The sequence below is a fragment of the Microcoleus sp. Pol1C5 genome, assembly GCF_036701115.1.
In the GTDB taxonomy this organism is placed as follows: Bacteria; Cyanobacteriota; Cyanobacteriia; order Cyanobacteriales; family Microcoleaceae; genus Microcoleus.
The window spans coordinates 17,468-42,404 of sequence record NZ_JAUBQE010000055.1; the positions used below are offsets into that span (position 1 = coordinate 17,468).

17 protein-coding genes are annotated in these 24,937 nt (G+C 44.6%); 8 read left to right on the plus strand and 9 right to left on the minus strand.

The window, feature by feature from the left end; genetic code table 11:
• Window positions 1–213 precede the first annotated feature (213 nt).
• Together QUA23_RS25180 and QUA23_RS25185 are read right to left on the minus strand one after the other, a co-directional pair.
• Window positions 214–5,667: an AAA family ATPase gene (locus tag QUA23_RS25180; protein WP_333078621.1), complete on the minus strand. Its 5,454-nt coding sequence runs from the start codon at window positions 5,665–5,667 to the stop codon at window positions 214–216.
• Between the two features lie 303 nt (window positions 5,668–5,970).
• Window positions 5,971–8,355: a GAF domain-containing protein gene (locus tag QUA23_RS25185; RefSeq protein ID WP_333078620.1), complete on the minus strand. Its 2,385-nt coding sequence runs from the start codon at window positions 8,353–8,355 to the stop codon at window positions 5,971–5,973.
• A 538-nt stretch (window positions 8,356–8,893) separates the two neighbouring features.
• On the opposite strand from QUA23_RS25185, the gene QUA23_RS25190 reads away from it, so the two are divergent.
• Entirely contained in the window at window positions 8,894–9,676 is a 783-nt protein-coding gene (locus QUA23_RS25190) for a calcium-binding protein (protein ID WP_333078619.1), read from the plus strand.
• Between the two features lie 1,327 nt (window positions 9,677–11,003).
• On the opposite strand, the gene QUA23_RS25195 is transcribed toward QUA23_RS25190, so the two are convergent.
• The 3 genes from QUA23_RS25195 to hetZ form a co-directional block, all read right to left on the minus strand.
• Window positions 11,004–13,367 carry a DUF3488 and DUF4129 domain-containing transglutaminase family protein gene (locus tag QUA23_RS25195; RefSeq protein ID WP_333078618.1) on the minus strand — a complete coding sequence of 788 codons (2,364 nt, stop codon included), beginning with the start codon at window positions 13,365–13,367 and terminating at the stop codon, window positions 11,004–11,006.
• Between the two features lie 203 nt (window positions 13,368–13,570).
• Window positions 13,571–14,641, minus strand: a complete 1,071-nt coding sequence (locus tag QUA23_RS25200) for a hypothetical protein (RefSeq protein ID WP_333078617.1) — start codon at window positions 14,639–14,641, stop codon at window positions 13,571–13,573.
• Window positions 14,634–15,815, minus strand: a complete 1,182-nt coding sequence (gene hetZ, locus QUA23_RS25205; protein WP_190736312.1) for a heterocyst differentiation protein HetZ — start codon at window positions 15,813–15,815, stop codon at window positions 14,634–14,636. Before hetZ ends, QUA23_RS25200 begins: the two co-directional genes overlap by 8 nt.
• Window positions 15,816–16,177: 362 nt before the next feature.
• Here hetZ and QUA23_RS25210 point away from each other — a divergent pair, with 362 nt between their 5' ends.
• Window positions 16,178–16,393, plus strand: a complete 216-nt coding sequence (locus QUA23_RS25210) for a hypothetical protein (protein ID WP_333078616.1) — start codon at window positions 16,178–16,180, stop codon at window positions 16,391–16,393.
• 411 nt (window positions 16,394–16,804) lie between these two features.
• Here QUA23_RS25210 and QUA23_RS25215 read toward each other — a convergent pair whose 3' ends face one another.
• Entirely contained in the window at window positions 16,805–17,140 is a 336-nt protein-coding gene (locus QUA23_RS25215; protein ID WP_333078615.1) for a hypothetical protein, read from the minus strand.
• On the opposite strand from QUA23_RS25215, the gene QUA23_RS25220 reads away from it, so the two are divergent.
• Complete coding sequence (locus QUA23_RS25220; protein WP_333078614.1) at window positions 17,124–17,663, plus strand: Dps family protein; 540 nt, start codon at window positions 17,124–17,126, stop codon at window positions 17,661–17,663. The two genes, QUA23_RS25215 and QUA23_RS25220, sit on opposite strands and share 17 nt — an antisense overlap.
• Window positions 17,664–17,822: 159 nt before the next feature.
• On the opposite strand, the gene QUA23_RS25225 is transcribed toward QUA23_RS25220, so the two are convergent.
• Complete coding sequence (locus QUA23_RS25225) at window positions 17,823–18,923, minus strand: glycosyltransferase family A protein (protein ID WP_333078613.1); 1,101 nt, start codon at window positions 18,921–18,923, stop codon at window positions 17,823–17,825.
• A gap of 606 nt (window positions 18,924–19,529) precedes the next feature.
• On the opposite strand from QUA23_RS25225, the gene QUA23_RS25230 reads away from it, so the two are divergent.
• From QUA23_RS25230 to QUA23_RS25250, 5 genes are all read left to right on the plus strand, one after another.
• Window positions 19,530–20,561, plus strand: coding sequence for a glycosyltransferase family 2 protein (locus QUA23_RS25230; RefSeq protein ID WP_333078612.1), 1,032 nt, complete (start codon window positions 19,530–19,532; stop codon window positions 20,559–20,561).
• A 128-nt stretch (window positions 20,562–20,689) separates the two neighbouring features.
• Window positions 20,690–22,141: an NAD(P)/FAD-dependent oxidoreductase gene (locus QUA23_RS25235; RefSeq protein ID WP_333078611.1), complete on the plus strand. Its 1,452-nt coding sequence runs from the start codon at window positions 20,690–20,692 to the stop codon at window positions 22,139–22,141.
• Window positions 22,142–22,162: 21 nt separating this feature from the next.
• Window positions 22,163–22,834 carry a nicotinamide riboside transporter PnuC gene (gene pnuC, locus QUA23_RS25240; RefSeq protein ID WP_333078610.1) on the plus strand — a complete coding sequence of 224 codons (672 nt, stop codon included), beginning with the start codon at window positions 22,163–22,165 and terminating at the stop codon, window positions 22,832–22,834.
• Window positions 22,831–23,820: an AAA family ATPase gene (locus QUA23_RS25245; protein ID WP_333078609.1), complete on the plus strand. Its 990-nt coding sequence runs from the start codon at window positions 22,831–22,833 to the stop codon at window positions 23,818–23,820. Before pnuC ends, QUA23_RS25245 begins: the two co-directional genes overlap by 4 nt.
• 129 nt (window positions 23,821–23,949) lie before the next feature.
• On the plus strand, window positions 23,950–24,438 hold the full coding sequence (locus tag QUA23_RS25250) for a hypothetical protein (protein WP_333078608.1): 489 nt from the start codon (window positions 23,950–23,952) through the stop codon (window positions 24,436–24,438).
• An 83-nt stretch (window positions 24,439–24,521) separates the two neighbouring features.
• On the opposite strand, the gene QUA23_RS25255 is transcribed toward QUA23_RS25250, so the two are convergent.
• Both QUA23_RS25255 and QUA23_RS25260 read right to left on the minus strand, forming a co-directional pair.
• The gene (locus tag QUA23_RS25255; RefSeq protein WP_333093931.1) at window positions 24,522–24,815 is read right to left on the minus strand and encodes a nucleotidyltransferase domain-containing protein; all 294 of its coding nucleotides are present in this window, start codon (window positions 24,813–24,815) and stop codon (window positions 24,522–24,524) included.
• A complete protein-coding gene (locus QUA23_RS25260; protein ID WP_333078606.1) occupies window positions 24,784–24,918 on the minus strand; it encodes a hypothetical protein in 135 nt (44 codons plus the stop codon). The genes QUA23_RS25255 and QUA23_RS25260 overlap by 32 nt, the downstream gene beginning before the upstream one ends.
• Window positions 24,919–24,937 lie beyond the last annotated feature (19 nt).

A 24,937-nucleotide genomic window follows, 5' to 3' on the forward strand; every position in this document is an offset into this window, starting at 1 on the left:
ACTCCTATCAAATACAGTTATTACATGATTTAGCTAACAATGTAACTGCATACTGCCTGCTTTAAACAGTGAACTGTGGACTATTTGATAGATATTTAGGAATTGACAAATTTCCAATTGTGTGTTAAGCACAAGTCATACCATTTGAGATTTGAGATGTGAGATTAAACAATTGGCAATGACTGATTGCGTAAGTGTGGTGAATAAATTTTATCAAAGCGGCAGGGCGATCGCAAATTCCGTACCTTCTCCCAGCACCGATTCGCAAGTTAGTTTACCGCCGTGGGTTTCTTCTACAATTTGCCGGCTGATAGACAACCCCAAACCCGTACCTTTTCCTACTCCTTTAGTAGTAAATAAATGGTCAAATATTTTCGACTTGACCTCAGATGACATCCCTTGACCGTTATCTTTGATTTTAATCACCACGCTGTTGTTATCCTCCCCGATATGAGTGATAATGGCGATCGTATTCGGTAAAGCTTCAATTTCAGCGTAAGTGCGACCCTGATTGAATTCGTCAAAACACTCGATCGCATTTGCCAGCAAATTCATAAATACCTGATTCAGTTGCCCAAAATAACATTTAACTGGCGGGATATCTCCGTATTCTTTGATAATCTTAATCGCCGGGCGAGTATCTTTAGCTTTCAGGCGATACTGTAAAATCATCAAAGTGCTGTCGATGCCGTCATGAATATTTGCTGACACTTTATTCGCACTATCAGCGCGGGAAAAAGTCCGCAAAGACGTGCTAATATTGCGGATGCGCTCTGTACCTGATTTCATGGATAAAAGCATTTTCGGCAAATCTTCGATCAAATATTCTAAATCGATCTCCGATGCTTTATCCTGTAATTCATCTCCAGGATTAGGAAATTTTTCTTGGTAAAGTTGTAAGCAATCAATCAAATCTAAGCTCGCCTCAGCAGCAGCATCAAGATTGCCCGCAATAAAACCGAGCGGATTGTTAATTTCGTGAGCAACCCCTGCAATCAAGTTGCCGAGAGCCGACATTTTTTCGCTTTGAATGAGTTGCAGTTGCGCCTGTTGCAGTTCATTAAAAGATTTTTCTAACTGTTGAGATTTTTCTTTCTCGCGCGCGTACAAACCAGCATTTTCTACAGCAATAGCAACTTGAGAAATTAACACTTTGAATACTTCTACTCTCTCTGCTGTAAAAGCCCCTACTGTCAAAGCATTTTCTAAATAAATTATTCCGCGCCGCTGAGATTGATAAATAATCGGCAAACAGAGAATTGATTTTGGTTGATATTTCTGAATGTAGGTATCTACCTTAAAAAGTTCGACGACAGTCGCATTGTCTAAAACCAGATGCTTTTGACTGCGGTGTACGTAATTAATCACAGACAGGGGAACATCTTGACGATTTTCTACGGGAATAGAGGGTAAAAGTGTCACTTTATCCTCCGCAAAACTGCCAGTAGCTTCTATGCAGAGGATATCGTTTTTCAGCAGCAGCAGCACTACTTTTTGAGCCGCCGCATTTTCTAAAATAATTTTGATTAATTTGGTCAACAATTTTTCGAGAACAATTTCACCGTTAATGGCTTGCGCCGACTTAATAAAAGTAGCTAAGTCTAAGAAATCGCCTAAACTACTACTGGTAGTATTTCCAGTGGTTGTGCGGGTGACATCGAGGGTTGGGGTTGGAATTGTGCGCGTCTGTGCTGCTAAGAAAGGATGTGTTGCTTCTAAGTGTTTAACTTTAGCTATGGCTCCCCAATGGATATATGCATAATAGGCTTTAGTCAGATATGCTTGAGAAACTATCTCTTTACCCAAAGCTTGATAAAATTCTCCGGCTAATTCATAGGCTAATGCTTCCTCTTGAATGTAACCGTTTTTTGCCGCTCCCTCAATTGCGCGATCGTACAATTCCATTGCTTGGGTATTTTGCCCCAAGACTCGCGCTTTTTCCCCTGCAACCAAGTCGTATTTATGTTGATAATTCATCGGAGCATGAACTGCCCATTTTTTCATCTTCTTTTGGTTTTGCAGCACTTTTTCTAAATATTGCTTTTGTTCCCCTCTCTCAGCTTGGCAATACAAAGCAAGGAGACTGAGAGAAAAGTAAAAATTATTCAGAGCAACCATATAAAATCCGGCTACCGACTCCTCATTTTTCTCAAATAACCTTGAATTTTCTAAGGCTTGCGCGTAGTTTCTGAAGATAAAATTAAGCTGAGTTTTGGCATGATAAACCGCACTAACTACAAAAAAGCTTTGAGATTCTATTAAAACCGGGAGTGTTTTTAATTCATTAAAGTTATCGCCGACTAAATCGCATGGTTCGAGAGATTTACCCAGCAAATTGAGGGCTGTCTGCCTGCATATACTTATATAATGTACAGCCATTTCTAGTTGATATTTCTGCATTAGTTTCATATATTTACCAGCCTCCTGCTCCACCAAATCTAGAGGCTCTCCTGTCGACATTTTTTTGAAGCAATATTCAGTTATAGAATAACCAGCATATTCTAATTCTCCAGTTTCCATCCCAGTTTTAAAACCTTCTTTGAGAGCGCCTAATCCGGAATTTACAGGTGCTTTCCAGTGGTTAATAAAGCAACCAAAGGGTGAATAAACTCTACTTTTAATTGAACGGGAGGGAAATTTGTCTAACATCTTAATTGCCAGTTGACCGAATTGGTACGCCAAACTAATGTCCCCTACCTTGTACATAACTACGCCATAAAAAACGTAAGCAATACTTGCATAAGGCGAATTACCATATTTAATGCACAGCTTGACCATCTTAAATGCCAGCAGCGGTACCAGTTGGGGCTTGACCGGAACAGCACTGCTGAGAATCCCTGATAAAATCAGCATGGCTGCTTGTTTGTCGGGAGCGGTCATTTCTGGCAAGTTAGCTAAATCCTCAATTCGTTTCAATCCCAAGCTCAGTTTTGTATTAATCAGTCCCGCAGCAATATTTAGCGCCTTGGGATTTTGAGGAAAAGAAATGCCTAACAGTTTCAGGACTTCCAGTCCTGTATTGAGGGCTTCTACAAATCTATTTTGAGCGTTATAAGACTGAATTTGAAGTTGATAAACATTCACTTTTTGCAGTAAGTTTTTAGCTTTTTCCACTACAATGTCAACCAATTTTTTTGAATATTCATAGTTGATATTTAAGTATTCAGATTCTGCTGTTGACTCATAAATTGCTAAAGTTAAGTCATAGTTGCTTTGCCAAGAATCCGCAGGCAATAATTCCATAGCAACTCGCAAATACCTAACAGCAGCTTCATACGCAGCCGCCGCTTTTGCCTTGCGTCCAGCAGTTAAATTTAATTGTGCCAACTGAGTTTTTTCCGACTGTTGGCTAATCGTGTCAATTCCGACATTCAATTGATTGACGATATCAAAGATGTTTTCTTCTAGCTTGTCGGGGGGAGTATTCTGTAATAGTAATTGACCGATTTTTAAATGGGTGGATTGCTTTTGGCCTTCGGGAATTAGCGAATATGCGGCTTGCTGAACGCGATCGTGCAAAAATTTGTAAATAACCCGCGAAGTATCTAACTTGAGATTGATTGATTCGGCTCGATCGAAAACTAAAGGAATGCGATAAGCATCGCTCAAGGGCAGAATTAACCCGGCTTGCAAAGCTGAATAAAGTTCAGTTGCTGTCGTATTAGCTGATTCTTCGCTAACAAGTGACAGCACATCCAGAGCAAATTTATCTCCCACGCAAGCTGCTAGCTTCAACACTTCTTGGGTGGGTGCAGGCAGCTTTTCAATGCGAGAAGCTACCAGTTCCACCACACTTTTATCGGTGATTCCAATGGCTTGAATTTCATCAATACTCCAATACCAGCCACTTTGACTTCCCTCATTTGTAATGTGATTAAATTCAAATTTTAAAAGAGAGTCTTGATAAAGTGCTTGGAGTAATTGGGTCAAGAAAAAAGGATTGCCACCCGTTTTATTCCAGATTAAATCAGCTAGATTTGTTACTTTTTCTGTGCAAGTGTGAAGTGTTTCAGTGACTAATTCAGTCACATTTGCTAAATCCAGCGGTTGCAAGACGATATTGTTGACTATGGTACCAGTTTTTTCAATTTCTTCTACAGTCTGAATTAAGGGGTGGGTCGGACTAACTTCATTGTCTCGATAGGCACCGATTAGCAACAAATATTCCTGGTCAGGGTCAGTTATCAGTATTTGCATCAACTTTAATGTTGCTGAATCTGCCCACTGCAAATCGTCTAAAAAGATAACTAGGGGGTGTTCTTTTTGGGCGAAAACGCGAATAAATTCTTTGAATACCCGATTGAATCGATTTTGGGATTCTACAGGGGCGAGTTCAGGGACTTCTGGCTGTTGGCCGATGATTAATTCAACTTTGGGAATTACGTCGGCAATTACTTGGCCGTCTGTTCCCAATGCTGTTAAAATTTTAGTGCGCCATATTTCTAATGAAAGTGCACTTTCTGTTAGTAATTGCCGCAGCAAGGAGTTAAATGCTTGGATTAATGAAGCATAAGGAATGTTGCGTTTGAATTGGTCAAATTTGCCGCTGATGAAGTAACCTTTTGATCTGGTAATTGGTTTGCTAACTTCGTTGACAACTGCTGATTTACCGATGCCTGAGTAGCCTGAAACTAGCATTAATTCGCTGCTTCCTGATGGGGGCGGGTTTGGTTCTAAGGTTGCTGCTTTTTCTAACACATTGTTGGCTAAACCCGCTCTTACACGTTCAAATGCTGCTAGCAATTCATTAACCTGATTTTCCCGACCGTACAATTTTTGGGGGATTAACAATTGGCTGAGAATATCTAAGCGTCCGGGGATGAATTCGGCAATTTGTCCGGTGGTTTCTAACTGATGCAAAGAAGTTTCTAAGTCGGCTAACAATCCGGCCGCACTTTGATATCTATCTTCGGCATTTTTTGCCATTAATTTCATCACTATCTCAGAGAGGGCGACAGGTATTTCTGAATTGATTTGATGGGGATATATTGGTTGAACTGCGATGTGGCTGTAAACTATTTCTAATGGGTCGTTGCTGCGGAAAGGTAATTTTCCAGTCAGCATTTCATATAATGTGATACCAAGGGAATAAAAGTCTGTGCGGTAGTCGAGGGTGCGGTTCATTCTCCCGGTTTGTTCGGGTGACATATAGGCTAAGGTGCCTTCGACTGAGTTGGGATTGTTAAATTGCGGATTTTCTTTGTTGAGTTTTGTAGCAATGCCGAAGTCGGTGAGTTTTACTTGTTTTGTTTGCGAGTTAATTATGATGTTGCTGGGCTTAATGTCTTTGTGAATAATGTGCTGAAAATGCAGGTATTGTAAGGCTTTGACTATTTGGATGGCGATGTTTAAATTTGCTTGCAGGCTCAAGGTTTCTCTTTCCAACAGTTGGGCGAGGGATTCGCCGCCCAAGTCTTCTAAAACGATTCCTAATCGGTGGTCAAATGTTTCGATACTGATAGCTTTGACGATGTGTTCGCTGTCTAAATTTTGGCTGATTTGATATTCGTGTTTGAGCCTGGTAATGGCTTCGAGGGAGGGATATTCGGCTTTGAGAACTTTCAAAATTACTGGGGGCGCATCTGTCGGTGTTTGTCCGCGATAGATTATTGTTTCGACCCCTTCGTGCAGGGTAGAAGTTATTTGGTATTCTGATAAGGTTAACATCACTTAAGTTATAAATTACAGGAGCCGAGCCTCATTAGATTAACACTACTTAATATTAATTTTGTGTGATTCCGATCATGTATTTTGCAATTTCCAAATCACACGGAATATACATTAAGTAAAAATGTGGGCTTGGTCGTTGGTGTCAACAAACATCTTAAATGTAATCTCGGTCTTGTGTTTGAGTCCCGAATGCTTTCGGTGCACAGTTTTCCAGGGGGATGGGAGCGATCGCACGGGGCCTCAAACAGCAGGAGATGGGAGCGATCGCACTGGGCCTCAAACAGGCAATTGAACGGCTTCTCAATCGCTGACTACCGTAACTTCACAGATAGTACAAATAGATTCCGGTTCAGGTAAAATACGCACGCGGGCGAATTTTAAACCGCTGACTCCTTGTTGTGATTCTACCATGCCCGTCTGAACTTTGGACTCTACCCAACCTTCGCGAGACAAGTAGCGCAAGTATTGCTGATATTCTTCCCACTCTTCCTCGGTGGAATAAACGACAGTCAACATCCCCGACTGGGTAATCCGCTCTTGTGCGTCTTTGTCAACGGCTTTTTCGATCCGCTTTTTGACAAGTTCGTAGCGGATGTCGCGAGTGCCTTTGACATCAAACATTTTTTCAGTATTTTCGTTGTGAAAAATGTCGATCGTGGTATTTTGCACTAATACTAAATGTGCGAGTTCCATGTTAATTTGAGACTCGGCTTGCAGGCGAAAAACTGTGCGGCCACAATCGCAAATTGCTCGCAGTTGTTCGTACCGCAAACTGTGTAGGTGAAACTGGCTAAATTTGGGATCTATCGATTTTCCTACATAAATCATGTGATCCATGCCATCGGTGCATTCGATGTCGCAGTAGTGGGGAAGAATTTGCTGCATTTTTTCTTGCCAGCGGGCCCAGGTTTCTTGGAGTTTGGTGCTGATTAAGTTCAGCATTTGGTCGTAGCGATTGCGATCGCTGTAAACGCAGTTATGTTCATTTTCACAGGCTGCTTGGTAAGCTTCAACGGCTGCCTGAACCTTGGGCCCGCACTGCACAAAATAGTCAAAATATACTTCTAAATGCTCGTTTAAATACTCGGCGGCTCGCACCTCCATATCGACTGTTACTTTTTGTTTTAAATGCTGAATGTAGTCGAGCAAGTCGAGCCGCAGTTGCTCGCCGAGGTGGGTAGTTTGTGTTTCGCAAACGGCATCAACTATGACTAAACCTAAGCGGAATTGTTCGAGCAAATCTGTTTGAATGGCTCGGTTTCTTTCGTCGCTAGAACCGCGAATGTCCGAAATTCCGTACAGCGGATGAACATCAGCAAATACGATTGTTTCTGGGGGCAGTCCCCAACTTCGCCTTTCTGCTTCTTGGGCGAACCGCCACTCAACTGCGGGGTGGATGTTGTGAATGTGGGTAAACCTTTCCTGGATGGCTTGCCGCAGGGCTGCAATGAAGGCGGGAATGAGTTCTTGGGCGTGTTGAGAGTCAATGCCGTTGAAGTGGTTTGGCCGATCGCACAACAGCCCCACGACTCCCAAAATCCGCACGCCACACCCCTCGCGGGTGACGGATTTGACTACCAGGGGCACCAGCAGCATCGATCGAGTTCCCATTCTCCGCAAAGTTCGATCGCACTCGGTTTCGCACTCCCTACGCAAGTCTGGCACATTCCAAACTTGATTTGCTGCTGTGGCCTTCAAAAAGTGAGAAGCTTCTAGGGAGTGCATTGAATAAAGAATCGGCTGCAAATGTTGGCCGTCTTTTGCAACTAATAGCTGTACCTGTTCGCCGTCGGGCCGCAGCAGCAAAGTGCCGTCAGCATTGAAAAGCGATCGCAAACACCGATCGATTTTCTCAAATTTGTCTGGCCGCAGCATCGAATCTTGATCGATCAATAGCTGAGTCAGCCGGCGAATTTGCTCCTGTACGGTGACATCAAAACCTTCTAGCAGCAGCAAACCTTCTACGCGGTAATTATCCAACTGCAATCGATCGGCTAAATTTTCCAATTGATTCGGCTGCATCAGCCAAGCTTCCCGTTCCGCAACAGGCATTAATCTTAAAGAAACATCCACAAATTCATCTATTTTTGAGTCAATTCGAGTAATTTTTAACTGTTCCGAACCCAACCAAAACTCAATAAATCTAGGTTCTCGGTGTTTGGGGTTTTTTACACTCGCCGTGACAGGTTCGTCTAGCACCCGCAAACCGTCGATGTCAATTTGATAATATTGCTTAAATACCCAGTGCAAAAGATGCCGGCGGTACAATTGTTCTGCTGTTTTAGCGTCCCCATCCTCGAACAGTTGCAGCAGAGTGATGTCGGTTTCTGCAAACAAACCGTTGGTAGATTGAGTTGCCAAGGACGTTTCCTCCCAACCGGCCAAGCGGCAAAATGCTGCGTTAGCGTACCGCAGGGCAAAAGTTCCTGGTTGCATTACTGCGATTAAAACACGGCGGTCGCCGAGAAATTGAAACAATCGCTGTAAATCTTGTTTCCACGTTTTCAAGGGTTCAATTTCAGAAGATTGACTGGGTACTTGACCCGCCAAAGCTTCCAGTAGCTGTTCTATACTTGGTTCGCTGGGCAGGTTGTTACTGTCTTGCTTTGTTGGGACGATATCTGTCGCTGGCAGTGATTTTACGGAGTTGTTGTTTTGATGGGAAGACGATTTAGGAGTAGACATGAGTAAAACACCTGAAAGCAGTGGATTTTGCCAAAAAATATCAGCGATCGGCGATTATGGCTTTGTAAAGAGCTTAGATCCTGTGTGTAAAGTTTGTGTATGGGTATCGGAAACTGGGTTTTTTCTCGGACGATGGGCCCAGGGACTTTTACTTTTATTCACAAACAACCTCTCAGTCTCGACGTTATAGGTGATATTAACGTGTTTACCGCCTGGGGGGTAACACCCATTATAAGCGGTACGCAGTAGCGGATAGTGTCAGCAACTAATGCTATTTGACACTGATGCGAGATCTATAGCAGGTTTGGGTTGAATGAAGCACAGCCCTGGTAATTGGGAATTGGGAATTGGGAATTGATAACTTATACGTTCGCGTAGGCGAAGTATTGGTAATTGTAATTGACTATAGACCAGCAGGTTGCTTGTCATTAATTGAGGAAATAAAAGTTGCGGCTAAAATTCAAACATCCTTGCTATTTGGCAAGGGAATAATTAAAATGTATAATACAGCTAACAGGATTTTTTAAAGGACATAGTTATGGCTTTAACGGTTAACAATCTTATCAGCGATGTGGCGGGATTTCCTGTATTTGCTGGCGGCGGGCCACGTCTTTTGGCATTCGCTACACCCGATGAGATTAACGTAGGGAATGGAAATTTGTCGTCTTTTCCCTGGGGAGTTTGGGGACTTGATGGCAACGATACTATAGGAGGTTCATCGGATTCCAACGAACGTCTGTTAGGAAATAATGGCAATGATATTATCGCTGGTGGCGGCGGAAATGACATAATTTACGGCGGTAAAGATGACGATCGCCTGGATGGAAATGATGGCAACGACGTAGTGAGGGGCGACGCCGGAAATGACCTTATCTTCGGAGGGTTCGGGAACGATATCCTGCGGGGAGGGCAAGGAGACGACGATTTATTCGGCAATGAGGGCGACGATTTCTTGGTGGGCGATCGGGGAGTTGACGTACTCACGGGAGGCCTCGGTGCTGATATATTTGTGCTCAGAAGCAACGATGAAGCATTTGGTATAAATGGAGCAGATATCATTACCGATTTTAACTTTGACGAGGGCGATCGCATCGGCTTGACGGACGGTTTAACAGAACTCGACCTTTTCTTTGAAGACGACAATTTGATTGCTTACGATAATGACGGAATTATCAACGACATGGTGATTGAAAACATAATTACCGGACAGATTGTGGGGATAGTTTTAAATACCAACAGCTTTGAACTTACTGGTGCATTTGAACAAGCTAGTCCGTTTGCATTGGCAGTTAACGGTTCTCAATTCCAGTTTTTAGCTTAGTTATGTGTAGGGAATTAGACGAGCTATAGAGCGAGTTCCGGGTAGGGGGCACGGCAGTACCGTGTCCCTACAGATAGCGGGCAGTCTATCTATACGCCACCGTACTTTGCAGCATTGATATTAAAACATTTATGCCTTTAGAGATTTTTTAGCCTCATCTAAAAGTAGAAATTTAAAATCGGGGAAAGTATATACAGCACTTGCCGATTTTATGAGCTTCAATTAAGTGAAAAGCACCTGCTGATAGCTAAAGCTCATGAAATCCTATATTTTAGACCTCCGCTCAAAAATAGTGACACCGCACTTGGCAGAGAAGATGTCAAGCGAGGAAAGTAGCTGCCCGCTTTGGCGTTACTAAAAGTCTAGTTCAAAAACTGGTCAAGCAACAACAAACTGAGGAAAATTTACTTCCTTGCGCAGAGGGAAAAACCTCGATTCAGTCATTTAACTGATCCAGAAACGGAAGTGAGAGAATGCTTTAGCTAGTCATCCCCATGCTACTTTGAGCGAATTGTGTGAATTATGGGGATAGAAGACTGGAAAATCGGTGAGTCGTACCGCCTGTGTCGCCCCAAACAAAAATTAGGGTTCACGCGAAAAAAAAATGGTACAGTAGCCAAGCCGGAACAGAAAGAGTACAAAAACTAAGAGTTGAGTATTGGGAAAAAATCCGAAATATCGAGACCCAAAACAAGCGTATTTTTAGACGAAACAGCCATGATGCGCTCGTTTGGCTAGAAGTCATGCCCCTTCTCCTTTGGCGACAAGAATAGGAGGAATCAAACCATTTTATCGAGGAGCGTTCGTCACAGCTATTGGCGCAATTAATCTTAAGAAAGTGCTGGCATTAATGACCCTGAATGACTCAATGGACGATGCAGCATCTTCTGTATTTATTAATAAGTTTTTATGCCCTCAGTTGTGGCTCTTGTGCGGTAGTGGTAATGGATAATTTACCCGCCCATAAACTAACCTCAATCAGTTCAATGATTGGAAGCGTAGGTGCAAGGGTTATTTGTTTATCCCCTTACTCTTCTGATTTTAATCCTCTTTAAATGTGGTGGTCGCAGCTTAAATCTTCTTTGCGAATGTTTTCTCCCAAGACCCCAGAGATGATTGACACGATCATAGCAGTTGCCCTTAATTTGATGAATCCGAACCCTTTAAGACATTAGTTCATTCATTGCTGCTACTGTACCTCATAGCATCGGAAAGTGCTGTAATATGGTGTCTGATTACACCGTCATTCTGCCTATTCAGGACGGCGAATGTCTGATGGGTCAAACCCATCAGACATTCGCCAACAGTCTCTTTCGATCGCCGATTTTTATCTTAACTTTTTGAGTTTCTTCAAGTGCGATCGCCTCAAGTTTTCCACCAACTGCCGCAACTGGTTCAAATTACCCGCTTCGCCGCCATACTTCCACCGCACGTAAGCTTGCGAAACTTCATCAATCACCTCAGCTTCATCAGTTGCATGATTCCCGCGCATTGCCTCAGCATATTCCAAAGGCGTTTGAGCTTTCTGCTTGGCAAATCCCCTACTCGCCAAATCCTTCAGCATTTCCTGATAAACCCCCTCCACAGGCGGCAACTTCGCCAGCCACCGGCGGTGGCGCCACTTGCGCCACACTTGCCAAATTAACCAGCCAATAAAGCCAAAGGCGATCGCAGCAATCAAGCCAGTAAATAACCCCACCCAGCCCTTAGCAAACTGTCCCAGAAACCAGCCCACAATCAAAGTTATCCAGCCAATTACAAAACCTATGACTGAATCGAGCCCGCTTCTGAGAGGAGTCGGTAGCCAACCCGCGACCCACTTCCAAAACGATTCCAGCGCACTAAAAGTCTGGTTGTCTTCCACCGAAGCCGGAATCAGCGGATAACCGGGAATCGGATTAAAAGCAAACCAGCCATTATTGGGAAAATATACCTCCGTCATCAAGAAAGCATCGGTATTTTTCACAACGTAGTAACCAGTAAACGGGTTGAATTCTCCCGTATCGAAACCGCCCGCCAGTCGCGCCGGAATCCCGATCGACCTCAGCATAATTGTCAGTACCGTCGAAAAGTGGTCGGGATATCCACCTGTAACTTTTTTGCCGTCCTGGGTGTTTTTATAGCCAAACAGAAAAGCTTGGACTAAATCTTCACCTTCTTCTAAGTAAGGCAAAGCTTTTTCTATTTTGTAATTCGGATTTTGCTTTAAATATTGAGCCAAATACAAAGCTTTTTCGTAAGGAGAATCGATCGGTCTGTCTGACTGAGATACTCTAGTTCTTGCCGCCAATATTTCTTCAGTTTTTTCTCGCACCTTCTGGGCTATTTTCGGCGGCACATCCAAATAGAACTTGCGAATATTTTTCGGGTAATTAGTACCAGTTTTTCCTAACAAAGAGCGATCGCGAAAAGGCACATTTGAAATCACCGTATAAGTCACGCCCTCCGCTAATTCCAAAGGCGATCGCAAACCCCCCTCCGCATCAACCGCCACCTCTGTCGTCGGAAAATAAAGTTCCCTCGGCTTGTTTAAAGCCGGAATCAAATTCGGCAACTGAGCAACAATAGTATAACTTTGAATCACCTCTTGAGTGCGACGCGCATTCGGAAAAGGATTCAGATAAAATTGATAAGACCAGCGAGGCCTATTCACCTTTTCAGCTTGTTCGTTGCGAGAAATTTCCCAACCCTGGCCGGTGTATTTGTCGAATCCCAACACCCGCCAAAAACCCGCAGCCTGCGATCGCACGCGCATCACCACTTGGGGTTTCATTTCCCCCCGCAAATTTTGATTAATGCGCTGGTTGAAACCGTAATAAAAAGTAGAGTCCACCTCTCCTGGCCCAGAGTCTGGGTTTCTCCCCCTTCCTCCGCCAGTTCCTTTTTGATTTCCCCCTCTGACATACCCCGGATTTAGAATGCTGCGCGAGTCAAACTCCCCCTGATATTGAATAGGAGCACTCACCGGAAAAGTCCGCAACTGATAGCCAGGGAGACGCGGCAAAAACGCAAAAATAGTCAGCCCCAACCCGACAGTTATCAGCAGCAGCCAACCAAAATACTTTGGGGATAAAGTAGCAGCAAATAGCGACAGGCTTTCATTTTTCCCTTTACCTTGTGCTTTTTCGCCAATGGCTTCTGGCTTCACAAATCCCAAGCGCGATCGATAATCCAAAACTAAAGTCGGAAGCGCTAAAGCCAAAAACACCAACAACAGCGGCGCAAAAGTCAAGGTTTGGCTGAGAGTCGCTGCTACCCCTAACAAAATTAGCCCGATTACCATCGAGTAGCCTAAATCCTTGCGGCGAGGCAAATCGAAACTGTGCAGCACTTGAAGTTGGATTAACAGTTGCGCCAACACTAACCGCGTATCATTCAATTCTCCCACCAAGCGGCTAAAAAAAGCGAACAGCGCCACCAGCATTCCAATAGCTATGCAGAACTTAGCAGCTACATTGCGATCGCGGCGGCGATACCAACTCCAAGTTGCTCCCACAATACTAACAGGCACAGCCCACAGGTTCTGGGCTTCTTCAGCAGCAACGTCAGTAGCTACAATTCCCACAATTACCAACAACTGAACTAGGATTCGCAGCAGTAAAGAATCCTCAATCACCGGCGGAGGCATGGCCTCGATCTGCTCCCACAGTTTACCCAAAACAGGTATATTTCGCAGGTTATCAGTTGTCATGTGCACCCATCCAAGTCAACGAGCAGTAGATTGTAGATTGGAGATTTTAGATTTTAGATTGACTCCACCGATGAATCTGCGGGCTTTAACTAAGATCTAAAATTTTTGGCTTTCCACGACAGTAGTCGAGGAATTGCATTTGTTTTTGTGTGAGGTCAAACCAGCGAGTAAAAACCTAAATTATTTACTCTAATTAGACCTTTCTAGTTGCTATCTTGTCCAGTTAAAATTGGACGAATAGCAAACATCAAAGGTCTGGTCTCGAAGTTTTGGAATCGAACTTCTAGAGCATAAGTCTTGTTCGGTTGTGGGTCAAACAACTCCACACTTAAATGCCCGGAATTCGGACGATGTGCAGTTGCTTCGGCATCTCCTCCCTTGAGTTCCAAACTTCCTGCCCCCGGAAATTGGCAGTCAACTCTTAAACACGGCATTGGTTGTTCTCTGTTGCGGTTCGACAGGTATTGAGCTTCCAGAGTTAGCGAACCCAAACCAGTCAGCCACTCCCGCGAAACAGGCGGCTGATTCACAGGACAATCCAAAGTTAGAGACTCAATGATTTCCCTCGCGGCCAACAGCGACAGCACCATTTGTTGATCGGTACTCGCCGCTTCGTAAGTCGGGAAATCTTCTAAATCTAGAAGTCCCCGCAAAGAACCTCGAAGCACTAAACCAGCTAACTCGTTGAGTTCGTGAGACTGGCCCGGAAACAAGCTATCTACAGCGCGAACTAACTTCGAGCCTTGCCGCAGCGACGACATTACCAGTTCCTGACAAGGTTCTAGCAGTTGAGCAAAAACCCCTTGTGCGATCGGAATTGGCAGGCGGCCCCACCTGATATTTTGTAGTTGGGGAGTCCAGAGGTGTAGGGGAGGAACCCATTGCGGGGCTACATCGTCTGGGTAATCGTGGTCGTAGCTTTTGAATTCTGTTTCCCAGGGGAACAGCGGCGGGTTAGATTCAATTTCGGCTCTAAGCCTTTCTTTTAACAAGGTCTGAAAACGGTCTTGCACGGTCGGTATTTCTCCAATTGTCTGCGGTTGTGCGGGTGCATTGCTGTGCGCCCCCACTTGATAGTCCAGCGGGTCTGGTTCGTCCCATTCCCAGTATTCCACCCCGGAATTGTCTTCTGTGTCGCCCCACTCTTCTGAGCGAGGGGATGGATAGAGGTTTTCCTCATCTTCGTTAGAGGTATTCGCGATCGGCGCCTGCAATATCCAGTCTAAAAAATGGCGATCGAAAGCCTCTGCATCCCTGTTCGTTTCGTTATTCATCACTAGATGCCCCTTCTCCGGAATCTGAACGATTTCGCAATTCCCAGGCAAGTTCCAGCAATTTAAACCACCGTTTCTGTACCTGGGCTACCGTGCTGCCGAGGCTTTGCGCGATCGCTGACTCTGACAGACCTTGTTGTTTCAACTTTAGCAAACGCTGTCCCTCTGGACCAATTTGCTCGCCAAACGCCTGCCACTGAGAAGGCAGCAAACCCAAATTTCGATCTAAGTCTGCTTCCAGCCACTGGTGAACGAGTTCCCAGCGGTGCGACATGGCGAACCTGAGCAAATGGTACTTGAAGCGCTGCTGCAAATAATCTCTTTGGCGGGGAGTTATGCCCAGAAGCGACTCTATTTCATTAGTCGGCAAGTCTTGCAAGCGCAGCACGAAGTAATCGGCGCAGTCTTGTTGGTTGCGCTCTTTCAAGTAACCCACTAATTCGTCAATCACGTTTTGCCGCAGAGATTCTGACTCGTCGCCTAGCGGACGAATTGCCGCCGAACCCTGTCCAGCCATCGCTTCCCGCACGGAGTGTACCGAGGTGTCGTTCCAAGTTTGGTCGGAATCGGAAGCCCCTCCGTCGGCGGCTTGTTCCATATCTACGGAGGTTTCTTTGGGTTGCTGCTGGGAAAAGGTTTGGGCCCGTAAAATAATTAGTTGCTGGCTGCGGTTCCGAGGTAAAGGAATGCGCCGCTTGCCGAAGCGCTCTACAAAGGCCATGTACTCTGCTAATTCTAAGCGAGTGCGAGGACTGTAGGTAGGTGGCAATTGGGTTTCGCGCCGGAATGCCTTTAAAGCTTCGAGATAAAATCCTTGCAAAAAATCTTTGATCAGTTCTACTCGCGCCTGATAGCTAGACTGTACCTGCGGAGGAGTGATGTAGCGATAGACGATCGCGCTGAGGGTACTGTGCAATTCTACTCGCCCGGGCCCGGAGCCTAAATTGTAATAGTGGAGGCATTGTTGCAAGCGGTGCTGAGCGAGGCTCTGGGCTGAACCTTCTATATCTCCGGAGGCTTGAATCCGCTGGCTTTCAGTGCATATCCTGTTGACTTCTGCTGCGAGTCGCCCTGCTACATCTTGGCAGTTCTGCTCAGACGCGCGAGTGGACTTTTTGAGTTCGTCTAACAGCAGTTGAAATATGGTTTCCACGCTCTGGCAGATTTCCCGCATGATGGTTTACAGCTAACAATGAAAGTAGCACAGTTAGTAAAAGTATGGATAAATCTTTCCTACCGTTACTTTACCCCGTATTCCCCAGATAGGACAAACTGCAATTCCCTCTATCTCCTCCTTCGCGCAAACACAGAGGACTGTTTTTTTTATCTGTCCTGGAGGCGCCATCCGTTAAGAACCAGGTTTAAACAGTTGCCATAACGATGGTTCATCAGAGTGTCGGGTTTGACAAAGCCTTCATGCGGGCCGAAAACGCTACACTGCCCTTGATATCTTCGGTTTAGTGCTGTGGTGGTCACACGAGCGCAAGTGTTCCTGAAGGTTAAGCGAACACACAGCTTCTCCCAGTGGTCTACTAGATGGGACAAAGGGTTGCGTGGCTGTATTTGGTAGATGTCGATCGAGGTGACAGCGGTCAACGGTTTCTCAAATCAGTGATCGATCGCTTGGGATGGATTATTCAGGTGGTTGTACGATCGCAATCGACCCAAGGCTGGGTTTTAGTGAAAACAAAATCCGTGGTTGAACAAACTTTTAGTTTGGTCAATGTAGTATCGAGGGTTGAGCAAGGATGAGCAACGATTATCGACTGCCTCACAGGTCATGATATACCTCTCTTTGATTCAGGTTATCGCTATTTAACAAACCCAAGATTATCTTTGTTCGTGTAAGCCGATTTGAACACTATCAAGGGTTCCATCCTAGAAATGTTTCTACTTTCCCGGCTCAAACATTAAAGTAGTCTTCAGCCACTTTGGTCATAAAGTTTTGATGGCGATCGCCCGTCTGTTTCTTGGCAGCATCCTTAAACGTCGATTGAGCGGTTGCACTCAATCTCATTTCTAGCATCCCAATCACAGAGGTCAGAACTGCTCGTGCCAGAAAATCTGTTTCCTAGCCTTCTAGGATAACAGGGTTATATTTAATTGCAAGTCCCTGATGCAGTCCTTGAAAGCAGCCCGCACAATTAAGTGTGTGGATTTTGGTTAACCTTCGGTGGGATATTGCTTAACTTCCGCAGAAATTCCTGGATTTGTACGGGCTATCAGACTCCAGCCTTTTTCTGTAGCAGGAGTGAGAGGGAAATCACCGGCGGCCCAATCGCTGTGTTCACCAAGCCAAGGTGCTCCAGAACAATAAGTTTTATTGCATCTATCTAAGGGTATCAATATTGCAATTACTTTAACCTGAAAAGCAGATATTTTACTAAAGTTCGATCGTCTTCGATCGTCCTCTGGGTTGATGTAAGTGGTTGGGTAAATTTGTTCTAATAAATGTAAAGTTAGAGTTGAAGGAACAATTTCAATGCGTAAGTTAAACATAGGTCTATCTGACGAGCAGCGTGCAGGCGTTATCGAACTATTGAATCACGACCTGGCAGATGCTTATCTCCTGTTAATCAAAACCAAAAAGTATCACTGGGATGTAGTGGGCCCGCAGTTTAGATCGCTCCACCAGTTGTGGGAAGAACACTATCAAGCGTTAACACTAAATATCGATGCTATGGCTGAACGGGTGAGAACTTTAGGTGGCTATCCAATTGGTACTGCTGAGGGTTTTCTGAAGTATGGCTCGATTAAAGAACATATCGGTGATTTGCCTTTAGCGACTGAGATGGTGTCGCGTTTAGTTGACGACCACGAACTGATTATTCGCAATCTCCGCCAACACGTCGAAAAGTGCGGTGAAGAGTTTAAGGATGACGGAACCGCAGACTTTTTGACTGGTTTGATGGAACAGCACGAGCAAATGGCTTGGATGTTGCGCTCGTTTATTGAAGGCGAATCCCTTGCGCCAGACGGCCAGCAGCCAAAAGCTCAAACTCCTACAGCTTCTCACGCTTAGAAAGATTAAGTAGAAGTAAGAAGGAAGAAGGGAAAATTTAGATTTTTTTATTTAACTCTCTTTCCTCATTCTCGATCGAGCAACCAGGCAGAATTAAAAACCCTCTAGCTTGCTGAAAAACCCGGTTTATTCAAAAAACCGGGTTTTTCAATGTTGAGTTTATGTAGATTTTCTATTTCCTAAACTGTTGAATCGCATTCTTTCGTATACCTGCGACGGCAACATTCTGTGAGCCTTCGTTCGCGTCTCAATCCTAGCAAGTGTCGTCCCTTCACTCGCTTCTGATGCTTGTTTTAACTCTAACCCAGATTCAGTTGATGCTGGAACTATTATTTTTAATATACTTTCTATTGACAGTAGATACAAATTGTGGCGCAAAAGAGCCATTGATAAATCTTCTGTGAAAGCTCGATACAGCCAAGATAATGTACTCCGGTGATTGCCGCTGCGGTTGCTTTTAACAGCTAAGTAAATGTAAAAATTGCTGCTAGACCAGCGATAAATGCTGCTGGGAATTTCGGGATGTTGCTGTCGGACATCTGCCATAATTAAAGAGTGAGATTTTGCCATGGCTGCATAGTTGCTAGACATACTGCTGGCAATCTGCCGATAGCCAACTAAGTATTCTGGCACGACTTTAAATTGATAATGTTCGGCTATGCGGAGGTGAAGTTCCCAGTCTTCGCAGCCTTGAGCATTTTCTAGTTTAAGTTTGCCGTTGTAACCGCCGACTTTTGCAAAACAAACGCGGCGGATTAGAGATGAGCTGGCATTGCCTATAAAATATTTATAAATTAATGCTTTGTAAACTTCTCCTTCGATGGTGGAGTTATAAAATCCACCTGTGAGCAAGTCTTTTTCATTTATATCAACAGACCAGGAATAGACAACTCCGACAGAGGGTGCTGAGGAATTCAGGCAGTTCACTTGTTTTTCTAGGTTTTGCGGATACCAAATATCGTCCGCATCGATGGGAGCAATATATTCGCCTTTTGATTTCTCAATTGCTAGGTTGCGGGCGACGGCGACGCCGGCATTTAATTGGTGGAATAAGCTGACTCGGCTATCTTTTTGAGCAAAAGATTTGACGATTTGGGCTGTTGTATCTGTAGAGCCGTCATCAACTACTAAAACTTCTATGTTTTGATACGTTTGAGATAAGACAGACTCTAAGGTTTTAGCAATAAAATTTTCAGCGTTGAAAGCTGGTACGATCACTGAAACTAATGGCTGATTTAAAGTGTTTTGTGAGGTATTCATGTAATGTAAAAAATGGTTTAGGTAAAACTTTTGGTTCACAGGGAGCTGGCTAAGGGTATGTTAGCAAATTACCAAAGCTCGATCGTACAGCGTCGGAAATTTTAAGACGTATATTTAAAATATATTGCCAAAACTCATAAAATGTGCATTGAGTCCCCAGTCGCGATCGAGACTTGGTGCACGAGTCACTCGCGGATGAGGTCTGTAAAAGAAATTGTACCGTGCAAGTGCTGAGAGTTCCGGGGTGTCAGTATAAAAGATGTTTGATTTTATACGGTGTGCCTACTTATAAAATCAAATTCTTGTGCATTGCAACACAGCCACACCAAAATGCTGTTGCGGCTTTTTCTCAAGTTTACACAAACAATGATATATTTAAAGATTTTGTAAAGCTGTTGTCTACATCAGGTCAGTCTCAGCAAGATATGGCGTAAAATAGAGGTAAGAATGGGGAAAATCAAATCGAAAATACCAAAAAAAAATCTAGTTGAAGACAAACAGAAATCGAGTTATAAATAAAAAAGTAGAGCTGATTTTACCCTTCGTAAAATAGCACCAATAAAATTCCAGCAAATTTTAGCCCCTGCAATTTAAACAATTTAGGTAATGATTTCTACCGCCGACCCCACTGTATCCGTTATTATCCCAGTCCACAACGGGGGCGCTTACTTTCGCACCTGTTTGTCAAAACTGGCTCAAGCTGTGCCCAGGCCGATCGAAATTATTGTAGTAGCAGATGGCGAAAGCGACGGTTCTTGGCGTCTGGCCAAGGAATTCGGCGCCAAAGTCATCAGGATTCCCGAGTGCGGGGGGCCAGCGCGGGCAAGGAATTTGGGTGCCCAAGCTGCAAAGGGAGATATTCTGTTTTTTGTGGATGCTGATGTCGCTGTTTGTCCAGAAGCCGTGGGCTATGCGATATCGGTGTTCAAAAATAATCCCTACTTAGCTGCTTTCATTGGTTCTTACGACGATGCTCCTGGAGATCCTGATTTTCTATCGCAGTACAGGAACTTGCTGCACCACTACGTGCACCAAACAGGTAACGAAGAAGCTTCGACTTTTTGGGGCGCTTGCGGAGTGATTCGCCGGGAAATTTTTTTGCAAATGGGTGGCTTTAATGAGAGTTACCGCCAAGCTTCGATCGAAGATATTGAGTTCGGCTACCGTTTGAAACAAGCAGGTTATAACATTCGGCTGTGCAAAACCTTGCAGGTGAAACATTTAAAACGGTGGAAACCTATGGGTATGGTGAAAGCTGACTTTTTCTACCGAGCACTGCCTTGGACAGAATTGATTTGGCGCGATCGCAAATTGAATAACGACCTCAACTTGCAAGTTTCAAACCGCATCAGCGTGATTTTAACTTATGCAGTCCTGCTGGCAATTGTCGGAACCTGCTGGTCGCTGAGCTTTCTGCTACTGGCTGGTTTGCTGGCCATACCACTGGTAGCAATTAATGCACCCCTTTACCGATTTTTTCATCGTAAACACGGTATCCTATTTGCGCTGAAAACTATTCCGTGGCACTGGCTTTTCTACTTTTACAGCGGACTGGCATTCGCGATCGGGACAGGTCGCTACTTATACCAAAAAAAGCCTGTGACTGGGAAAGTTAGGTTGCCGGTATCGGCTCAATAAATCAAGGCAAATTGTGCTTAAATATCAAATCGATCGAGAGTTTCTCAGGGTATTCACGGGTGCATCTATCCCTTTGACAAGTTATAAATAACTGTATAGTTTCGATAAAAAAGCTGGAGGTAGGCTGAGTGAAACATTATCCTGTTGCGATCGTCGGTGCAGGTCCTGCGGGCTTGACTGCTGCCTACGAGCTCGTCAAGCAAGGCATTATCCCTGTTGTACTAGAAAAAGGTGATAAAGTTGGGGGAATAGCTCGCACCGAAACCTACAAAGGCTATCGTTTCGACATTGGCGGCCACCGCTTTTATACTAAAGTTGAAGCCGTGCAGCAGTTGTGGCAAGAGGTACTGGGAAATGAGTTTATTAAAGTGCCACGATTGTCGCGAATTTTTTATCGAGGTAAATTTTTTAACTATCCGATCAGTGCCTTCAATACTCTCTTTAATTTGGGCATAATTGAGAGTACGCTGATTATTTTGAGTTATCTGAAAGTGAGAATTTGGCCACTTAGGGAAGAAAAAACTTTTGAACAGTGGGTGATCAATCGTTTTGGCGAACGCTTGTATAAAACATTTTTTAAGACTTACACTGAAAAAGTTTGGGGCATTCCTTGTTCTGAAATTCAAGCAGATTGGGCGGCGCAGCGGATTAAAGGATTGTCGCTGACGACAGCAATTATTAATGCTTTGTTTGGCAGCAACGACACTAAAACATTAATCAAAGAGTTTGATTATCCGGCTTTGGGGCCGGGGATGATGTGGGAAAAGTTCGCGGAAGCTGTGGAGAATAAAGACGGCAAAGTTTATCTCGATACTAAAGTCATTAGCTTTGAGCGTGAAGGTAATAAGATTAAAAGTATTACTGCGGAGCAAAACGGAGAATTAGTTCAATATTCTGCTGATAACTTCATTACGAGTATGCCGGTATCGGCGCTGGTAGCAAGAATGAAACCGCAGCCGCCCGAAGAGGTATTGCACGCCGCGCGATCGCTCAAATATCGAGATTTTTTGATTGTATCACTGATTGTCAATCGCAAAGATTTGTTTCCTGACAACTGGATTTACATTCACTCTCCCGAAGCCAAAGTTGGACGAATTCAAAATTTTAAGAATTGGAGCCTCGCTTTAGTTCCTGATGTCAGCAAAAGTTGTTTAGGAATGGAATATTTCTGTAGCGTAGGCGACGAGATTTGGGAAATGTCGGACGCGCAACTTATCGAATTAGCAACTCGCGAGTTGGTTGGTTTGGGTTTAGCAACAACTGCCGAGGTGGAAGATGGAGTTGTCATACGGCAACTTAAAGCTTATCCAGTTTATGATGGGGAATATCGAGGACACTTGCAGGTACTTGAAGGTTTTTTGAAGGGAATTGAGAATTTGCAGACGATCGGGCGCAACGGTATGCACCGATACAACAACCAAGACCATTCTATGCTGACGGGAATGCTGGCGGTGAGAAATATTCTCGGCGAAAAGCACGATTTGTGGGATGTGAATACTGAGCGATCGTACTATGAAGATTTTAGTGTCGATCGCTCAAAAGAAAAGAAGGATTCGGATTTGATTTCGCAGTCCATATAGCCAGCCGAGATAGGGCTTGCCATGAAAAAAGCGAACCTGCCGAACTTAATCGGCTCCGCAGCAAGCATCTTCGTGCTCCTGCTTTCAGTGCAGCGGTTTGTCCCTATCCAACTCGACTTAATCGAAGCGATAGCCGCGATCGCTTCTGCTTGGAGCGTTTGGCTGCTTGCTAAAAACAATCCCCTAGGCTGGTGGATCGGCTTAATCGGAGTTATCGCCTACGCTGCTGTGTTTTATAAAGTTAAACTTTACGGCGAAGTTGCGATTCAATTCTTCTATTTAATCACGAGCTTGCAAGCAATTTATATTTGGCTGCGGGGCGGCGAAAACAGCGCAGAAAAACCTGTATGTCGCATTTCCCAACGCTGGCTCATCCTCACCGCAGTCTTAGTTACAGTTGGCGTATTTGGCTTGCGAACAGTATTAGTATATTTGGGCGGTGCAGTACCCTTTTGGGACGCCCTGACCACCATCTTAAGCGCGATCGCCCAGTTGTACCTGATGGAACGCTATCTCGAAAGCTGGTATTTGTGGATTGTTGCAGACACGGTTTACGTGCCCTTGTATGCCTCGCGGGGGCTATATTTGACGAGTATTTTGTACGCGATTTTTTTGTTGATGGCAATTCACGGACTACAAAATTTTCAGCGGATTTACTCGGAACAAAAGTTAAAACAGCAGCAATCTTTATGATACTCGGTGTTACTGTAGGCAAATTTTACCCCTTCCACAAAGGACACGACTACTTAATTCGAGAAGCTAAAAAAAAGGTTGACCATTTAATCGTTCTCGCCTGTTACAAAACAAATCAAGCAGTTGCAGGAACCGTTAGAGCCGACTGGATTCGATTTTTGCATCCCGACGCAGAAGTTATCGAAGTGCTCGACGATTTGCCGGAAGCCCCCGAACCTTGGGCTCAGAGGACTCTTGAGGTGCTTTCCGGGCGAAAACCCGATATTGCTTTTACTTCAGAAGATTACGGGGAACCTTGGGCAAAACTGATGGGATCTCAACACTGTGCAGTCGATCGCGAACGGCTCAAATTCCCGATTTCTGGAACGCAATTGCGATCGCACCTAGCCGAACACTGGCAAATGCTGACTCCCCCAGCCAAAGCCTACTTTGCCAAACGAGTCTGCGTGCTGGGTGTAGAATCGAGCGGCACGACTACCCTGGCACGATCGCTCGCACAGCACTATCAAACTGCTTGGGTTCCCGAATACGGCAGGTGTTACTGGGAAGGCAGGCAATATTCGCCCGATCCTGAAATTTGGGACAGCTATGAATTTGTAGAAATTGCCAAGAAACAAGCTGCTATAGAAGACGATATTGCTACTCGCGCTAACAAAGTCGTTATCTGCGATACAGATTCTTTAGCTACTTGTATTTGGCACAAACGTTACGTTGGTTCAGAACACCAGACAGTCGAGCAAATTGCAGACAGCCGCCGCTACGATTTGTATATTTTGACTCAGCCGGATTTCGGGTTTGTTCAGGATGGAACGCGAGAAAGCGAACATTTACGAATGACTATGCACCAGCAGTTTGTGGAGGTTCTTCAGCAGAAAGGAAAGCGGTATATTATTGTGGGAGGAACGCACGAGTTGCGAATGTCGGAGGCAATAGGGGCGATCGATTCACTGTTGGTGTTTGAACCGTTAAAGGAGCTAGAGAATTAGGAATAAGTGGAGTGCAATCGCGCACTTTTTATGTGCGGGCGATCGCTCTTTTGAAATATCTCTTGCTTCTCTAGATATTTATTAGAATAGTCGAACTAGGCGGTTAAAAGGATTGGAGGGAAACGATTCATGAAACTCACGGATTTGCCCCAAGATGTTCTCGATGATTTATGTCAATATCAACAATGGCGATTAGATATCGATCCAGGATTTGACAGCAAACACGAATTTTGGATGGCGTGGCACCATTTTCTCAAGTTACCGGAGAAATCCTACTTTGAGATCGCCGAAGATAATCGGGCAGATTTTCTCACAGTTGAAGAGTATAACCTGCTGCTGCCAGTGCCGCGATCGCACCATGCCAGCATCCATCCCATTCGATTGATTCCGAGTGCTGACCAACAGACACTCACCCTTTTTCTTCAGGACTCTTACCATCGTGATTGGTTCACAAAGCCCAGCGATGCCCGTTATGGATTTCTGGCGATCTGCGATCGCTATCAGAAGTTTAGTTGCGATTTCTATCTAGCCAGCTATTATCATTTCGCTTACCTCCTCGGAAAGGATTACGAAGTGGCTGTAGCGATTCTTACTCAAAAATTAGGTCAGCTACCGTAGTTGATGTCCGATTGAATGATATTGATTAAAATTAGTTTGTAGTGAGGACTTTAGTCCTTCGATCCTGCGGACTAAAGTCCTCACTACAAACCGGATCGATCGCCCTCAAGCGCTAAGCGGAGGAATTTGACCGGGCATGATATCCCGCTTGCATAAATCACTCGATGCGTTTTCAAAATGTTCGATCGCCGATAGGGATTTTCTAACCGATTCTTTTCAACCAAATCCACACAACCGTTAAATAAATGCTCTATTTCCTCTTGCATACTCAATAAATGAGACAGCGTGAGGCGGTGGGATGGCTGGTAAGTAACTAATACATCCACATCGCTATCAGGGCGAAAATCATCCCGCAGCACGCCCGCCAAACAGGGCAAACTCGACTATGTTCCAGCGCTGGCAAAATTGCGCGATCGCATCCAGAGAGACTTTTAATCGATCGCTCACCACATATTCTACATCGGATTGCAACTCAACCATGCGCGAGGAAACCTCCAAC

Bases quoted from the DNA above. Each gene is read 5' to 3' on its own strand.
- QUA23_RS25210 (WP_333078616.1), top strand. From the start codon at position 16,178: ATGGGACAAAGGGTTGCGTGGCTGTATTTGGTAGATGTCGATCGAGGT.
- QUA23_RS25250 (WP_333078608.1), top strand. From the start codon at position 23,950: ATGAAACTCACGGATTTGCCCCAAGATGTTCTCGATGATTTATGTCAA.
- QUA23_RS25215 (WP_333078615.1), bottom strand. From the start codon at position 17,140: ATGTTTAACTTACGCATTGAAATTGTTCCTTCAACTCTAACTTTACAT.
- QUA23_RS25230 (WP_333078612.1), top strand. From the start codon at position 19,530: ATGATTTCTACCGCCGACCCCACTGTATCCGTTATTATCCCAGTCCAC.
- QUA23_RS25220 (WP_333078614.1), top strand. From the start codon at position 17,124: ATGCGTAAGTTAAACATAGGTCTATCTGACGAGCAGCGTGCAGGCGTT.
- QUA23_RS25185 (WP_333078620.1), bottom strand. From the start codon at position 8,355: ATGTCTACTCCTAAATCGTCTTCCCATCAAAACAACAACTCCGTAAAA.
- pnuC (WP_333078610.1), top strand. From the start codon at position 22,163: ATGAAAAAAGCGAACCTGCCGAACTTAATCGGCTCCGCAGCAAGCATC.
- QUA23_RS25225 (WP_333078613.1), bottom strand. From the start codon at position 18,923: ATGAATACCTCACAAAACACTTTAAATCAGCCATTAGTTTCAGTGATC.
- QUA23_RS25195 (WP_333078618.1), bottom strand. From the start codon at position 13,367: ATGACAACTGATAACCTGCGAAATATACCTGTTTTGGGTAAACTGTGG.
- hetZ (WP_190736312.1), bottom strand. From the start codon at position 15,815: ATGCGGGAAATCTGCCAGAGCGTGGAAACCATATTTCAACTGCTGTTA.
- QUA23_RS25190 (WP_333078619.1), top strand. From the start codon at position 8,894: ATGGCTTTAACGGTTAACAATCTTATCAGCGATGTGGCGGGATTTCCT.
- QUA23_RS25245 (WP_333078609.1), top strand. From the start codon at position 22,831: ATGATACTCGGTGTTACTGTAGGCAAATTTTACCCCTTCCACAAAGGA.
- QUA23_RS25180 (WP_333078621.1), bottom strand. From the start codon at position 5,667: ATGTTAACCTTATCAGAATACCAAATAACTTCTACCCTGCACGAAGGG.
- QUA23_RS25260 (WP_333078606.1), bottom strand. From the start codon at position 24,918: ATGGTTGAGTTGCAATCCGATGTAGAATATGTGGTGAGCGATCGATTA.
- QUA23_RS25200 (WP_333078617.1), bottom strand. From the start codon at position 14,641: ATGAATAACGAAACGAACAGGGATGCAGAGGCTTTCGATCGCCATTTT.